General features: G+C 72.4%; 13 protein-coding genes. 2 read left to right on the plus strand and 11 right to left on the minus strand.

Annotated elements, in window-relative coordinates; genetic code table 11:
• Positions 1-161 precede the first annotated feature (161 nt).
• The 7 genes from ACFC0G_RS33825 to mshD all read right to left on the minus strand — a co-directional run bounded on the left by ACFC0G_RS33825 (position 162) and on the right by mshD (position 7317).
• Positions 162-584 (minus strand): NUDIX hydrolase, encoded by a 423-nt coding sequence (locus tag ACFC0G_RS33825; RefSeq protein ID WP_376410983.1) that lies wholly within the window; start codon positions 582-584, stop codon positions 162-164.
• The gene (locus ACFC0G_RS33830; RefSeq protein WP_376410986.1) at positions 581-1627 is read right to left on the minus strand and encodes a CHAD domain-containing protein; all 1047 of its coding nucleotides are present in this window, start codon (positions 1625-1627) and stop codon (positions 581-583) included. The genes ACFC0G_RS33825 and ACFC0G_RS33830 overlap by 4 nt, the downstream gene beginning before the upstream one ends.
• Entirely contained in the window at positions 1614-3926 is a 2313-nt protein-coding gene (locus ACFC0G_RS33835) for an RNA degradosome polyphosphate kinase (RefSeq protein WP_376410989.1), read from the minus strand. Before ACFC0G_RS33835 ends, ACFC0G_RS33830 begins: the two co-directional genes overlap by 14 nt.
• 223 nt (positions 3927-4149) lie before the next feature.
• The gene (locus tag ACFC0G_RS33840) at positions 4150-5067 is read right to left on the minus strand and encodes an ABC transporter permease (protein ID WP_376410992.1); all 918 of its coding nucleotides are present in this window, start codon (positions 5065-5067) and stop codon (positions 4150-4152) included.
• Positions 5064-5906, minus strand: coding sequence for an ATP-binding cassette domain-containing protein (locus ACFC0G_RS33845; protein WP_376410994.1), 843 nt, complete (start codon positions 5904-5906; stop codon positions 5064-5066). The genes ACFC0G_RS33840 and ACFC0G_RS33845 overlap by 4 nt, the downstream gene beginning before the upstream one ends.
• Entirely contained in the window at positions 5903-6289 is a 387-nt protein-coding gene (locus ACFC0G_RS33850) for a GntR family transcriptional regulator (RefSeq protein ID WP_376411219.1), read from the minus strand. The genes ACFC0G_RS33845 and ACFC0G_RS33850 overlap by 4 nt, the downstream gene beginning before the upstream one ends.
• Positions 6290-6390: 101 nt before the next feature.
• Positions 6391-7317 carry a mycothiol synthase gene (gene mshD / locus ACFC0G_RS33855; protein ID WP_376410996.1) on the minus strand — a complete coding sequence of 309 codons (927 nt, stop codon included), beginning with the start codon at positions 7315-7317 and terminating at the stop codon, positions 6391-6393.
• Between the two features lie 164 nt (positions 7318-7481).
• On the opposite strand from mshD, the gene ACFC0G_RS33860 reads away from it, so the two are divergent.
• Together ACFC0G_RS33860 and ACFC0G_RS33865 are read left to right on the plus strand one after the other, a co-directional pair.
• Positions 7482-9335, plus strand: a complete 1854-nt coding sequence (locus ACFC0G_RS33860) for a bifunctional metallophosphatase/5'-nucleotidase (RefSeq protein WP_376410999.1) — start codon at positions 7482-7484, stop codon at positions 9333-9335.
• A gap of 117 nt (positions 9336-9452) precedes the next feature.
• Complete coding sequence (locus ACFC0G_RS33865) at positions 9453-10307, plus strand: phosphatidylinositol-specific phospholipase C (RefSeq protein ID WP_376411001.1); 855 nt, start codon at positions 9453-9455, stop codon at positions 10305-10307.
• A gap of 16 nt (positions 10308-10323) precedes the next feature.
• On the opposite strand, the gene ACFC0G_RS33870 is transcribed toward ACFC0G_RS33865, so the two are convergent.
• The 4 genes from ACFC0G_RS33870 to ACFC0G_RS33885 form a co-directional block, all read right to left on the minus strand.
• Positions 10324-11127, minus strand: a complete 804-nt coding sequence (locus tag ACFC0G_RS33870) for a nucleotidyltransferase (protein WP_376411004.1) — start codon at positions 11125-11127, stop codon at positions 10324-10326.
• 129 nt (positions 11128-11256) lie between these two features.
• Entirely contained in the window at positions 11257-12612 is a 1356-nt protein-coding gene (locus tag ACFC0G_RS33875) for a sensor histidine kinase (RefSeq protein WP_376411221.1), read from the minus strand.
• Positions 12613-12755: 143 nt separating this feature from the next.
• On the minus strand, positions 12756-13487 hold the full coding sequence (locus ACFC0G_RS33880; RefSeq protein WP_376411007.1) for a response regulator transcription factor: 732 nt from the start codon (positions 13485-13487) through the stop codon (positions 12756-12758).
• A 44-nt stretch (positions 13488-13531) separates the two neighbouring features.
• On the minus strand, positions 13532-14674 hold the full coding sequence (locus ACFC0G_RS33885; RefSeq protein ID WP_376411009.1) for a S1C family serine protease: 1143 nt from the start codon (positions 14672-14674) through the stop codon (positions 13532-13534).
• Positions 14675-14680: the final 6 nt, after the last annotated feature.

Genomic DNA, 14680 nt, shown 5'->3' on the forward strand with positions numbered 1-14680 from the left:
GTTCGTTCTACGGCGGCGTGTGTCGGGTGGTGGTGCACTGTTGCGCTTCGTGCACCGTGTGAGTCCGAAATTAGGCAGAACAGGTGAAGCGGTCGACGGAAGAGAGTGAACGGAAAGTGAACCGTGCCGTAAGGCCGGGTGCGGGTACTCCGTACGGGGTGTCAGTGGCGTGAGGTGGCCATGGCGGCGTCCAGGAGTTCGCGGTCTCGTGGCTGGGTGAGGCGGGCGCGGGCCTCGCCCGGGGGCAGCCAGGCGAGGCGGTCGACCTCGCGGTTCGGCGCGAAGGCGCCGTCGAGGGCCCGGGCCGCCCAGTAGACGACCTCCTTGGGGCGGCCGGCCACCGGGTAGCGGGCCGTGGGGAGGCGGGGGCCGAGCGCGCAGCGCCGGCCCGTTTCCTCCAGGACCTCGCGCAGCGCGCAGGCCTCCGCGGTCTCCCCGCGCTTCCGCTTCCCCTTCGGGTGCGACCAGTCGTCGTACTTCGGCCGGTGGACGAGGGCGATCTCGATGCCGTGGCCGGAAACCGCCGGGCGCCAGAGCACGCATCCGGCGGCGCGGATCGGTTCCTGGAGGGGAGCGGTGCTCACGGGACCGGGGCCGTCGCTCTGCGCCAGGCGTGCTGGAAGGCGAAGCGGGCCGCTTCGACCTCGTGACGCTGGTCGGCGTGGAGGACCCCGAGGGCGTACGCCGTCGCCGGGGCGATCCGGGGGGTGCGGGCCGCCGCGGCGGCGGCCGCCGCGGCCTCGGCGGCGTCGCGGTGCCGGTCGAGGGCGCGGGCGGACTCGTACAGGACGGGGTCGGGCTCGCCGCCGGTGTGGAGGACCTCGGAGGCGTACCGGTGCAGGCGCAGCAGGTGCCGGGTCCGGTGCCAGGGCGCGTCCTGGGTCTCGCCGGCGGCGAGGGCGAGGGCGTCGGCGTTGTACGGGTGGGCCGCCCGGGTCAGCGGGAGCGCGGCCACCGATTCGAGGAGGCGCCGCTCGGCGACCGCGGCGGGCGCGTCCACGACCTCCATGGCGGGGGCCGAGCCCGCGGGGCCGAGGGGAACCTCGGAGGCGAGGAGGGCGACGGCGTCGGCGACCGCGTGGAAGCGGGCGGAGCCGAGGGCCTGGAGGGCCGCCGAGTGGGCGCGCGTACGGGCCAGGGTCAGCTGGCGGTCGAGGAGGGCGCCGGCCCGGGCGGCGCCGACGGTGAGTCCCGCTCCGGCACTCGTCCCGACGCCGGCCCCGGTGCGTGTCGTCGCGCCCGCTGTCGCGCCCGCCGCCGTTCCGCCGCCGCGGGCGGCCGGCACCGGGCCGCCGCTGCTCGACAGACGGGACAGCGCGTCCACCAGCCGGACGAGCCGGGAGGTGCAGGCGTGCTCCAGGGCCAGGGTCCCGGAGAGCCAGGCGAGCTCGGTCCGCAGCTGGTCGGCCCAGGCGGCGTCGAGCAGCGGCCGGAAGGTGTGGAGGGTGCCGCTGATCCGGCGGGCGGCGGCTCTCAGCGTACGGGCGGCCTCGTCCGTACCGGCCGCGTCCGAGCCGCTTTCGCCGTGGATCCGCAGGCCGCGGAGGAAGTCCGCGGCCCGGGCATGGAGATAGGGGGCCACGACCTCCCCCGCCGTGACGTCCCGCAGGGGGTCAAGGTTGTGCACGCCGGCGCCTCCGCGCGTCGATGAGCATCTCCTGGACGTGCCGCAGCGGCCGGCCCTCGGGATCGGTCGCGTGCCGCGTCCAGTTCCCGTCGGGGCCGAGGTGCCAGGAGGAGGTGGTGTCGGACATCCCGGTCTCCAGGAGCCGGGTCAGGGCAGCCCGGTGGGCCGGGTCCGAGACCCGTACGAGGGCCTCGATCCGGCGGTCCAGGTTGCGGTGCATCATGTCGGCGCTGCCGAACCAGACCTCGGGTTCGCCGCCGTTGCCGAAGGCGAAGATCCGGGAGTGCTCCAGGAAGCGGCCGAGGACCGAGCGGACCCGGACGTTCTCGGAGAGGCCGGTGACCCCGGGGCGCACGGCGCAGATGCCGCGGACCCAGATGTCGACCGGCACTCCGGCCCGGGAGGCCTGGTAGCAGGCGTCGATGATCGCTTCGTCGACCATCGAGTTGACCTTGATCCGGACGTACGCGGGCCGGCCGGCGCGGTGGTGGGCGATCTCCTTGGTGATCCGGGAGACCAGACCGTCCCGCAGCGACTTGGGCGCGGTGAGCAGCCGCCGGTACGTCTCGCGGCGCGAGTAGCCGGAGAGCCGGTTGAACAGGTCGGACAGGTCCGCGCCGACCTGGGGGTCGGCGGTGAGCAGGCCGAGGTCCTCGTAGAGGCGGGCCGTCTTGGGGTGGTAGTTGCCGGTGCCGACGTGCGAGTACCGGCGGAGGAGGTCGCCCTCCTGCCGGACGACCAGCGACAGCTTGCAGTGCGTCTTCAGGCCGACGAGGCCGTAGACGACGTGGCAGCCGGCCTCCTCCAGCTTCCGCGCCCACTTGATGTTGGCCTGCTCGTCGAAGCGGGCCTTGATCTCGACGAGAACGAGGACCTGCTTGCCGGACTCGGCGGCGTCGATGAGGGCGTCCACTATTGGGGAGTCGCCGGACGTCCGGTACAGCGTCTGCTTGATCGCGAGGACGTCCGGGTCGGCCGCCGCCTGCTCCAGGAAGGCCTGCACGGAGGTGGAGAAGCTGTCGTACGGGTGGTGCAGCAGCACGTCCCGCTCGCGCAGCGCCGCGAAGATGTCCGGCGCGGACGCCGACTCGACCTCGGCCAGGTCCCGGTGCGTGCCCGCGACGAACTTCGGGAACTTCAGCTCAGGCCGGTCCTGCCCGGCGATGCCGAAGAGACCGGTCAGGTCGAGCGGGCCGGGCAGCGGGTACACCTCGGCGTCGGAGACCTTCAGCTCGCGCACGAGGAGATCGAGGACGTACGGGTCGATGGACTCCTCGACCTCCAGGCGGACCGGCGGGCCGAAGCGGCGCCGCATGAGCTCCTTCTCCAGGGCCTGGAGGAGGTTCTCGGCGTCGTCCTCCTCGACCTCCAGGTCCTCGTTCCGCGTCACCCGGAACATGTGGTGCGCGAGCACCTCCATGCCGGGGAACAGCTCCTCCAGGTGCGCCGCGATGACGTCCTCCAGGGGGACGTACCGCTGCGGGGAGGCCTCCAGGAAGCGGGAGAGCAGCGGCGGCACCTTGACGCGCGCGAAGTGGCGGTGGCCGCTGACCGGATTGCGGACGACCACGGCGAGGTTGAGGCTCAGGCCGGAGATGTACGGGAAGGGGTGCGCCGGGTCCACGGCGAGCGGGGTGAGGACGGGGAAGATCTGCTGCCGGAACAGGGTGAAGAGCCGCGCCTGCTCCTTCTCCGTGAGCTCGGGCCAGCGGATCAGGTGGATGCCCTCGTCGGCCAGGGCCGGTGCGACGTCCTGCTGGTAGCAGGCGGCGTGCCGGGCCATGAGCTCGCGCGAGCGGGTCCAGATGAGTTCGAGGACCTCGCGGGGCTGGAGGCCGGAGGCGGAGCGGGTGGCGACGCCGGTGGCGATGCGGCGCTTGAGACCGGCGACCCGGACCATGAAGAACTCGTCGAGGTTCGAGGCGAAGATCGCGAGGAAGTTCGCTCGTTCGAGGAGGGGGGTCGTGGGGTCCTCGGCCAGTTCGAGGACGCGTTCGTTGAACGCGAGCCAGCTGCGTTCCCGGTCGAGGAAGCGGCCCTGCGGCAGCTCGTCGCCGAGGGAGCCGTCGGCGACGTACGTGTCGGGATCGGCGTCCACGTCGGCGACGATGGCGGCGTCGGCGCTGTCCATGGCCTGCGGGCGGTGTGCGGCTATGGACCCGAGGGACGACGCGGCGGACGTCCGGGCGGACGAGGACGCGGACGTCTGGGATGACGTCTGGGCCGACGACTGGGCGGACGTCTGGGCGGACGGCGTGGCGGAGGACTGGACCGGGACCTCGGCGGGCTGCTGGCTCATGGCCCCATTCTTCCGCGCGAAGGGGTCATCGGGCGCGTCGGAGCGGGCCGTGGGGGAGGGAAGTCTCCCCTTGGGGAGGACCGCCCTGCCGGGCGTGGTCACGGAGCGCTTCATTGCGTGAGCGTCGCAAGCGCGTCTGAATGGCCGGTAACGACGACATGTCGTCCCGGAATCGGGGGCGGGGCCGTGTCAGGGCCCCGCCCCGGGCGTGCGGCGTGCGGGTCTACGCGTGTCGGGCACGCAGGACGCGGAAGGCGGCGTACAGCGCGAGGGCGGCGAGGGCGAGGACGATTCCGGTCTCGATGAGCTGGGTGGGCCAGAAGTGGGATGCGGGGTGGTAGTCCCAGTAGCTGCCGGTGACGTTCATGTCGGCCGGGCAGACGTCCCAATGCTCGGTCCGGTCGAAGCAGGCGTGGCTCGGCAGGCGTTCCCCGGTGGCGGTGAGCAGGCCTGTTTCGGTCCCGCGGGAGGCGATGTCCACGGAGATGCCGTGGGTTCCGGGGAGAGGCCCGGTCAGGGTCTTCACCGGAATCAGCGACCAGCGGAGCGAGGCGATGACGAGCAGGACGAGGCCGGTGACGAGGCCGGTGAGGGCCATGGCCGTCACGGTGCGGCGGACCAGCTGGCCGATCAGGGAGCCGAGGGCGAGCGCGAACAGCGACTGGGCGACGAGGACGGGTCCGGTGGACACGTACGTTCCCGGTTGGTACCAGAGGAAGGACGAGGTGTCGCCGAGGTTCGCCCAGCCGAGCCGGTAGGCGCCGATCAGGGTGATCGTGCCGACGGCGGTCACGGCGCCGGCGACCGCGAGCTTCGTGCCGAGCCAGCGTGCGGGGGAGACGGACTGGGTGAGGGCGAGCTTGTACGTGCCCGATTCCAGCTCGCGCGCCACCATCGGGCCGGCGACGAACGCTCCGACGAGGAAGGGGACGACGGTCATGCCGGTCTGGGCCCAGTCCACGGCGATGCGGAGGAGGGAGTGGGCGTGGACCCCGTTCGTACCGACCGTTCTGCTGTCCCAGTAGCGGACCCAGACCATGCCCACGAGGCTCAGCAGGACTCCGGCGCCCGCCAGCCACAGCGTCCGCCGGTATTGGCGGACCGTCACCCAGGAGGGGCCCTTCAGGGCGAGCGTGCTCATGCCGAGGCTCCTTCGGGGGCGCGGAGGTGGGCGAGGAGGAGGTCCTCCAGGGAGGGTTCCTGGGTTTTCCAGGGCCCTTCGACCGGGCCCTCGTGGCGGATGAGGGCCGTGAGCTGACGGCCCGTCGTGCGGGACTCGACGACCGCGTGCGGGGCGAGGTCGGCGACCGGGCCCGTGAGCAGGGTGTGGGCGGCGAGGAGTTCGTCCACGGCGCCGTCGAGGCGGATCCGGCCGCCGTGGAGCAGGAGCAGGTGGTCGCAGGCGCCCTCCAGCTCGGTGAGGATGTGCGAGGACATGACGACGGTCGTGCCGTGTTCGGCGGCGTCGGCCATGAGCAGGCCCATCAGCTGGTGGCGGGCGAGCGGGTCGAGGTCGGCCATCGGCTCGTCCAGGAGCAGGAGTTCGGCCCGCTTGCCGAGGGCGAGCGCGAGGGCGACGCGGGTGCGCTGGCCGCCGGAGAGGTCGCGTACGAGGGCGTGCGGGTCGAGTTCGTCGGCCACCACGCGCTGCGCGGCGGTCTCGTCCCAGCGGCCCGGGTTGAGCTCGCGGCCCATGCGCAGGGTGTCGGCGACGGAGAGCCGGGGGTGGAGCGGCTTCTCCTGGGCGACGTACGCGAGGTGCTCGCGCGCGGGGGCCTCGATGGTGCCCTCGGTGGGGCGGAGGAGCCCGGCGGCGAGGGCGAGGAGGGTGGACTTGCCGGCGCCGTTGGGGCCGACGAGGGCGCAGATCCGACCGGCGGGGAGGGCGAACTCGCACTCCCGCAGGGCCCAGCCGCGGCCTCTCCCTCCGTATTTCTTGCCCAGGAGACCGGCCTCCAGCGCGATGCCGTCTCTCGTCATGCGTCGTCCCCCTCGAAGTGTTCCTTCAGTACGGATGTGAAGAGCGCGGACACGTCCTCGCGGTCCAGTCCCGCGGCGCGGGCGCGGCGGGCCCAGTCGGCGAGTTCGCCGCGGAGGGGCGAGTCGGCGGGGCCCGTGCCGAGTGTGGTGCGGACGAAGGTGCCCAGGCCTCTGCGGGCCTCGACGAGGCCCTCGCGTTCGAGCTCGCGGTAGGCCTTGAGGACCGTGTTGGGGTTGATGGCCGTCGATTCGACGACCTCGCGTGCGGTGGGCAGTCGGTCGCCGGGTTCCAGGAGGCCCATCCGGAGGGCCTGCTTCGTCTGCTGGACGATCTGGAGGTAGGTGGCGACGCCACTGCGCCGGTCGATGCGGTACTCGACCACGTTCCCTTTCACCACCCTTTCACTAATCAAGTAGTGAAAGGGTGGTGGAAAGAAGGGGGCGGTGTCAACCGCCCCCTGCCCTCAAAGGGTTTGAAGGAGAGTCAGGACTCCGTGCGGTACATCAGGTCCACCTCGTGCGTCACGAAGCCGAGCCGCTCGTAGACCGTCACCGCCGCCGTGTTGTCCGCGTCCACGTACAGCATCGCCGTCGGCAGCCCCTGCGCCGCCAGGTACCGCAGGCCGATCGCCGTGAGCGCCTTGCCGAGGCCGCCGCCCTGCGCCTCGGGCAGGATGCCGACCACGTACACCTCGCCGAGCTGCTCCTCGGCGTGCGTCTTCGTCCAGTGGTAGCCGATCAGCTTCCCGTCACGCTCCGCCAGGAAGAAGCCCTTCGGGTCGAACCACGGCTCGGCCATCCGGTCGTCCAGGTCGCGCTGCGTGAGCGAGCCCTGCTCGGGGTGGTGCGCGAAGGCGGTCGCGTTGACGGCGAGCCAGGCCGTGTCGTCCTGGCCGGGGACGAACGTCCGGACGGTGACGCCCTCGGGCAGCACCGGATCCGGGATGTCCAGCGGCGTCAGGGACCGCCGCAGCTGGCGCAGTTCGCGGAAGAGCGTCAGGCCGAGGACCTGCGCGAGGTGCCGGGCCGCCGACTTGCCGCCGTGCGCCCAGACGCGCAGCCGCTTGCCGGACGCGCCGAGCAGGGCGGTGCCGAGCGCCCGGCCGTGGCCGCGGCCCCGGTGGCTCGGGTGGACGACGAGCTCGGCGGCCGGGGCCTCGATCGGGTCGGTCTCCTCCAGCTGGGCGTAGCCGTAGAGGTGCGGTCCGACGGAGAGCAGGAAGTGGCGCACGCCCTCGCGGCGGCCGTGCCGCAGGTAGAGGCGCCCCTGCTCGGACACGGCGTGCAGCCCGTCGGCCCGGTCGGCGGCCTCAAGGAGCTCCAGTACGTCCTGGATCTGCTCGGGGGAGAGCTCGTCATACGTGTGGATCTGCCGTCCGGGTTCGATGGCCGGCGCCGCGTCGGAAGTCATGGGTACGAGCCTACGGTGACGTACCGCCGCCCCGGGGAAAGGCGGCGGCAACTGTCTTGTAACCCGCTACCCCCTGTTGCGCTACGCGCGTTGACTCTAGGCTGCACCGGCAGACGGGGGAGTAGATCAACGCCGCAAAAAGGGGCAAGGGGCAAAGGGGAAAGATGGCAGCGACACCGGGGAACAAGCGGAAGAACAAGACCGGGCGGCGCATTCTGGCCGCCGGGGCGGGACTCGCGACCGTCGGCGCTCTGTTCGCCGCGATGCCGTCGTCGGCGGGGGCCGCCGGGGACGAGTTCGCCGCCGGGAGCGAGAGCGCGTACGGGAACGGCAAGGGCTGGGGCCGGATGGTCGACGTCCAGCTGCTGTCCTTCAACGACCTCCACGGCAACCTGGAGCCGCCGACCGGCTCGTCGGGCCGGCTCACCCACCTCAAAGAGGACGGCACGACCGAAACCGTCAACGACGTCGGCGGCGTCGAGTACCTGGCCACGCACCTGCGGCAGGCCCGCCAGGGCAACCGGTACTCCGTCACCGCCGCCGCGGGCGACATGATCGGCGCCTCGCCGCTGGTCTCCGGGCTGTTCCACGACGAGCCGACCATCGAGGCGCTGAACAAGCTGAAGCTCGACGTGAGCTCGGTCGGCAACCACGAGTTCGACGAGGGCGCGCGCGAGCTGGCCCGCATGCAGAACGGCGGCTGTCACCCGACCGAGGGCTGTTTCGAAGGGGACAAGACCTTCAAGGGGGCGGACTTCCCCTACCTCGCGGCCAACGTGACGAACGAGAAGACCGGCAAGCCGCTGCTCGACCCGTACTTCATCTGGGAGCGCGACGGCGTCAAGATCGGCTTCATCGGCGTCACCCTCGAAGGCACGGCGAACATCGTGTCCGCCGAGGGCATCAAGGGCCTGAAGTTCGGCGACGAGGTCGAGACGATCAACAAGTACGCCAAGGTGCTGGAGCGCAAGGGCGTGAAGTCGATCGTCGCCCTGCTCCACGAGGGCGGCCTGCCGGCCTCGGGCGCGTACAACTACGACTGTGACAGCCCGGGTCCCGGCAACGGCATCTCCGGCCCGATCGTCGACATAGCCAAGAACGTCAGCCCGCAGGTCGACGCCCTGGTCACCGGCCACACCCACCAGGCCTACGCGTGCACCATCGCGGACCCGGCGGGCAAGCCGCGCACGGTCACCTCGGCGGCCTCCTTCGGCCGGCTCTACACCGACACGACGCTCACCTACGACCGTCGTACGAAGGACATCGTCCGCACCGCCGTCGCCTCCGCGAACCACGTCGTCACCCGTGACGTGAAGCCGGCCGACGACATGGGCAAGCTGATCAAGCGCTGGAAGGACCTGGCCGCGCCGATCGCCGGGCGTCCTGTCGGCCACATCTCCGCCGACATCGAGAACCCCCTCGATGTGGCGGTGTACGAGAAGCCGCTGGGCAACCTGATCGCGGACGCGCAGCTGGAGGGCATGGCCCCGGCGGACAAGGGCGGTGCGCAGCTCGCCCTGATGAACCCGGGCGGCGTCCGCGCGCCGCTGACCCACAAGGCGTCCGGCGCCGAGGGCGACGGGGTCGTGACCTACGGCGAGGCGTACACCGTCCAGCCGTTCACCAACATGATGACGGCGGTCGACCTGACCGGCGCCCAGCTCGTCACCACGCTCCAGCAGCAGGTCAGCGGCCTCAACCTGGCGGCCCCGAAGATCCTCCAGGTGTCGAGGAACTTCACGTACACCCTGGACATGACGAAGACCGGTGCCGACCGGATCGTGGTCGACTCGGTGCGGCTGAACGGTGAGGCGATCGACCCGGCGAAGACCTACCGGGTCGCGATGAACGAGTTCCTGTCCGGTGGCGGCGACGGCTTCGCCGTCCTGAAGGAGCACAAGAACAAGCTGGTCGGCGCGTCCGACCTGGACATGTTCACCGCCTACCTGGCGGCGCACTCCTCGGCCACCGCGCCGCTGGCTCCGCCGGCGACGGGCCGCATCACGGTCGTCAAGTAGCCCTTCCGGGCCCCTGAGCGAGGGGGCGGCGGACCGTTCCGACGGGTCGCCGCCCCCTTTCGCGTACGTCCGGAAGACCCCTGGTGTGTTTGTCGTGACCCTGACATCATCCGGCTCATGGAGCGACGACGTTTTCTCGTGGGTGCCCTCGGCGCCGGGGCCGCAGTGATGCTCGGGGCGCCCGCCGCGTCCGCCGTGGACGTACGGGCCTGGATGGCGGCGCACGGGGACGGTACGGCCCTGCGGCAGCTGACCATCCCCGGGACCCACGACTCCGGCGCCCGCTACGGCGGCCCCTGGACCGAGTGCCAGAACAGCACCATCGCCCAGCAGCTGGACAGCGGGATCCGGTTCCTCGACGTCCGGTGCCGGGTGACCGGCGGGTCCTTCGCCATCCACCACGGCGCCTCGTACCAGAACCTGATGTTCGGGGACGTCCTCGTCGCCTGCCAGGCCTTCCTCGCCGCCCACCCCTCCGAGACCGTCCTCATGCGCGTCAAGCAGGAGTACTCGGAGGAGTCCGACGCGACCTTCCGCGCCGTCTTCGACGACTACCTCGACGCGCGCGGCTGGCGCTCCCTCTTCCGGATCGGCGACGGCCTGCCGCTCCTCGGCGAGGCCCGCGGCCGGGTCGTCCTGCTCGCCGACAACGGAGGACTGCCGGGCGTCCGCTACGGCGACGGCTCGCTCTTCGACATCCAGGACGACTACATGGCCGAGCCGTTCGGCAAGTACCCCAAGATCGAGGCTCACTTCAGGAAGGCCGTCGCCCAGCCCGGGAAGCTGTACGTCAACTACGTGTCGACCGCCGCCGCGCTCCCGCCCCGCTGGAACGCCGACCGGCTCAACCCCCGCGTCCACTCCTGGCTCGACGGCGCCGAGGCCGCCGGGCGGACCGGGCTCGGGATCGTCCCCATGGACTACCCGAACACCCGGTCAGGCCTCGTCGAGGCCCTGCTCCGGCACAACTAGCCGCAACTAGCCGCAACTAGCCGGAGCGCGAGGCCTTCTCGCCGTGGACGGCGGTGTACTCGGCCGCCAGCCAGGGTCCCAGGTCGTCGATGAGCACGGAGAGGACCGCCGGATCGGGCGAGGGCGCGCGGCCGGTCGCCACGGCGAGGCGCATCTGCTCGGCACACTCCGGGTAGAAGCCGGCGAAGGCCGCGGCGGACCGGTCGAGGTCGCTGGTCCAGCCGCCCCACCGGGGCATGACCAGGGTGAACCCGGTACGGACGAGCCGGCGCCCGACCCTTCTGCCGAGGGCGCGGCGGTCGTCGCCCCGGGCCGCGCGGTCGCGCCAGCCGGGGAGCAGGCGGGCGAGGTCGCCGTTCGTCTCGCGGGCGAGGAGCGAGGTGGGGCGGTACCGGGGGAGCCCGTCGGCGAGGTCGGGGCCGAGGAGCGGGGTGCAGAGGCAGGCGACGAAGAAGCCCGCGTCGTGGCGCTCGGCCTCGCTGAGCAGGAGTCGCGTGCCGGACAGCAGGATGCCGACGCCGTCGGTCTGGGGGAAGTCGCGGTCGAGCGCGGTCTCGACGGCACGGGCGTCGGCGCGGTCGGCCGCGGTCGGCTCGTCGTGGAGGGCGAGCTGGAGATCGAGGTCGGAGACGCCCGGGGTCGCGGTGCCGCGGGGAACGCTGCCGTACAGGTAGGCGCTGTGCAGGCGGTCCGGGCCGAACGTTCCCGAGATCCGGGCGCGGGCGGCCTCGACGACCGGCGCGAACGCCTCGGGCACCCGCTCCAGGGCGCCTTCGCGCGCGATCGTTCCGTCGGGGGCGAGGCCGCGTTCGTCGTCCATGGCGACACTGTGCCCCGCGGCTCGCGTCGGCCGCCTCCGGGTTTCGGCCGACGGAGGCGGCGACGCTCTCCGGTGCTCCGGTCTTCAGCGCTCCGGTCTTCAGTGCTCTGGTCTTCAGCGCTCCGGTCGTCAGCGCTCCGGCGGCGGAGTCGGCGCGCCCGGCAGGCGGACCGTCGCCACCGTGCCGCCGCCCGGGGCCGGGGCGAGGCTCGCCGAGCCGCCCGCCTGGTGGACCGTACGGGCGACGATCGAGAGGCCCAGGCCCGAGCCCGGCAGGCTGCGCGCCGACGGGGAGCGCCAGAAGCGGTCGAAGACGTGGGGCAGCTCGTCCGGCGGGATGCCGGGGCCGTGGTCCCGGACCGTCAGCTCGCCGCGCATCAGGGTCACCTCGACCGTGCCCCGGGGCGGCGAGAACTTCACCGCGTTGTCCAGGACGTTGACGAGGGCGCGCTCGATCGCCGCCGGCTCGGCCCGTACGTACCAGGGCGCGAGGTCCGTGACGAAGGTCAGCTCCGGGCCGCGCAGCCGCACCCGGTCCAGGGCCGCGCGCAGGATGGTGTGGAGCGGGACCACTTCGAGGGGGCCGGGCCGTACGGTGTCCGGGCGCGCCAGCTCCTGGAGGTCGCCGATCAGGGCCGCCAGTTCCGTCATCTGCGCCTTCACCGAGGCCATCAGGGCCCGCCGGTCGTCCGGCGGAATCGCCCGGCCGGTCTCCTCGCTCCGCGCGAGCAGCTCGACGTTCGTCCGGAGCGACGTGAGGGGCGTACGGAGTTCGTGGCCGGCGTCCGCGATCAGCTGTGCCTGCCGGTCGCGGGAGGTCGCGAGCGCCGCCGTCATGGCGTTGAAGGAGCGCGACAGGCGGGCGATCTCGTCCTCGCCGTCCACCGGGATGCGGACGGTCAGGTCCTCGGTCGCGGCCACGTGCTCGACGGCGCCGGTCAGCCGGTTCACCGGTTCGAGGCCGGTCCGCGCCACCCACAGGCCGGCCGCGCCGGCGCCGACGACGCCGATCCCGGAGACCAGGAGGAGCACCCAGCGCAGGGTGGACATCGAGTTGTCGATCTCGGCGAGCGGGCGGGCGACGGAGACCGCGAGCCCGGGCGGGCCGTCGTGCGGGTAGGTGTAGACCCGCATCTCCCGGCCGTCGTCGTCCTTCACCGTGTGCAGCGCGTACGACAGCTGGCCGCGCGCCACCGCGAGGTCGGCGGGGCCGGCCGGGATCGCGGCCTGGCCCGAGGTGCACACGCTGCCGTTGGCGAAGAGCAGCTGCACGGTGTACGAGCCGCCCACCGGCGGCGGCGTCGTGCCCAGGCGGCACAGGGTGAGCAGGTTCTGCACGGAGGCGGCCTCCAGCCTGCTGCTGCGCAGCGAGGAGTCCAGCTCCGCCTCCAGCTGGGCCCGCGTCACGAACCAGCAGGCCAGCGAGACCGCCGCCACCGCGACCGCCACCGCGAACGCGGTGAGCAGCGCGAGCCGCGACCGCAGGGGCCGCGACCGGAACCAGGCGAGCGGGCGGAAACGGGCGAGCGGCCGGAAGCGAGACCCGGGGCGGGGCCCGTCGCCGGACGTGGGTCCGCTGCCGGGCGCGGGCCGGGGCTCGTCGCCGGGCCGTGGCGTCTCCGGGACGGTCACTCGCTTCCTCCTCCGCGCAGGACGTAGCCGACGCCCCGCACCGTGTGCACGAGGCGCGGCTCGCCGCCCGCCTCCGTCTTGCGCCGCAGGTACATCACGTACACGTCGAGCGAGTTCGAACTCGGCTCGAAGTCGAAGCCCCACACCGCCTTGAGGATCTGCTCCCGGGTCAGGACCTGGCGCGGGTGCGCCAGGAACATCTCCAGGAGCGTGTACTCGGTGCGGGTCAGCTCCACCGTCCGCCCGCCGCGGGTCACCTCGCGCGTCGCCAGGTCCATCCGCAGGTCCTCGAAGGACAGCACGTCGCCGTCGGCCGGGGCCGCGGCGGCGGAGGCGTACGAGCTGCGCCGGAGCAGCGCCCGGATCCGGGCGAAGAGCTCGTCGAGCTCGAAGGGCTTCACGAGGTAGTCGTCCGCGCCGGCGTCGAGGCCGGTGACCCGGTCGCCGACGGTGTCGCGGGCGGTCAGCATCAGGATCGGCACGGTCGAGCCGGCCGCCCTGATCCGCCGGGCCGCCGTCAGCCCGTCCATGCGGGGCATCTGGACGTCGAGGACGACGAGGTCGGGGGCGTACGCCTCGATCCGGGCGAGCGCGTCGAGGCCGTCGACGGCGTCCTGCGTGTCGTACCCCTCGAAGGCGAGGCTGCGGCGCAGGGCCTCCCGCACCGCGGGCTCGTCCTCGACGATCAGGATGCGCTCGCGGGCGCCTTCGTTCACCTGGCCAGTCATGGCACCAGCCTCGCACGCGCTCTCTTCACCAGGTGGTGCGCCGTTCAGTTGCCGCCGCCGGAGCGGAGGCTGTCGAGGTCGGCCTTCACCGTGTCGATCGGAATGGCGAATCCGAGGCCGACACTTCCGGCCGTGGAACCGCTCGAAGAACTGGGCGAATACATGGCCGAATTGATTCCGATGATCTCGCCGTTCATATTGATCAACGCGCCGCCGGAATTCCCGGGGTTGAGCGAGGCGTCGGTCTGGATCGCCTTGTACGTCGTCTTCGACGAGCCCGTGTCGCCGTTGAACTGCTGTCCGCCGAACTCGAACGGCCAGCCCTGTCGCGGGTCGTACTGCTGCTGCCCCTGCTGCTGGTCCTGGCCCGAGCCGGCACCGGCACCGGCACCGTCGTCGTCCTTGGCGACGGTCACGTCCCGGTCGAGCGCGGAGACGATGCCACTGGTGACCGTGCCGGTCAGGCCCTCGGGGGAGCCGATCGCCACGACCTCCTCGCCGACCTTCACCTTCGACGAGTCGCCGAGCGCGGCGGCCTTCAGACCGGAGGCGCCCTGGAGTTTGATCAGCGCCAGGTCCTTGTCGGGGTCCGTGCCGACGACATCGGCCTTGTACGACTTCCCGTCGCTGAGCTGCACGGTGACCTCGGAGGCGCCGGAGATCACGTGGTTGTTGGTGATGATCTCGCCGTCGGAGGTGATGATCACGCCCGAGCCGGTGGACTTGCCGGAGTTCGAGGTCGCGGAGATCTCGACGATGGAGGGGGAGACGGCCTGGGCGACGCCGGCGACCGTCCCCACGCTGCTCGCGGAGACGTTCGTGCCGTTCACGGCCGAGGAGGCGGTGGCGGGGGCGTCGGAGGTGAGCTGCTGGACGAGGGTCGCCGTGCCGCCGCCGACGGCCGCGGCGGCGATGGCCACGGCCGCGAGCAGCCCGACCCCGCGTTTGGCGCGGCGACGGGAGTCCGGAGCGGCGCCGGGGGCGGCGCCGGCGACCGGTGGATCCACGGGCGGCGGGACGTGCCCGCCGGACGGAGGCACCTGCCCGCCGGACGGCCAGATCGTGGTCCCCGGCTCCGTGGTGATCGGCTGCGTCGCCTCGTACGGCTGGGCCGGGGCGTACGGGGGCCTCGGGGGCTGCGGCGGGTAGTACGGCTGCTGCGGCTGCTGCTCCTGGAAGTCCGTCATGGCTAC

The organism is Streptomyces sp. NPDC056169 (assembly GCF_042268445.1).
Taxonomy (GTDB): domain Bacteria; phylum Actinomycetota; class Actinomycetes; order Streptomycetales; family Streptomycetaceae; genus Streptomyces.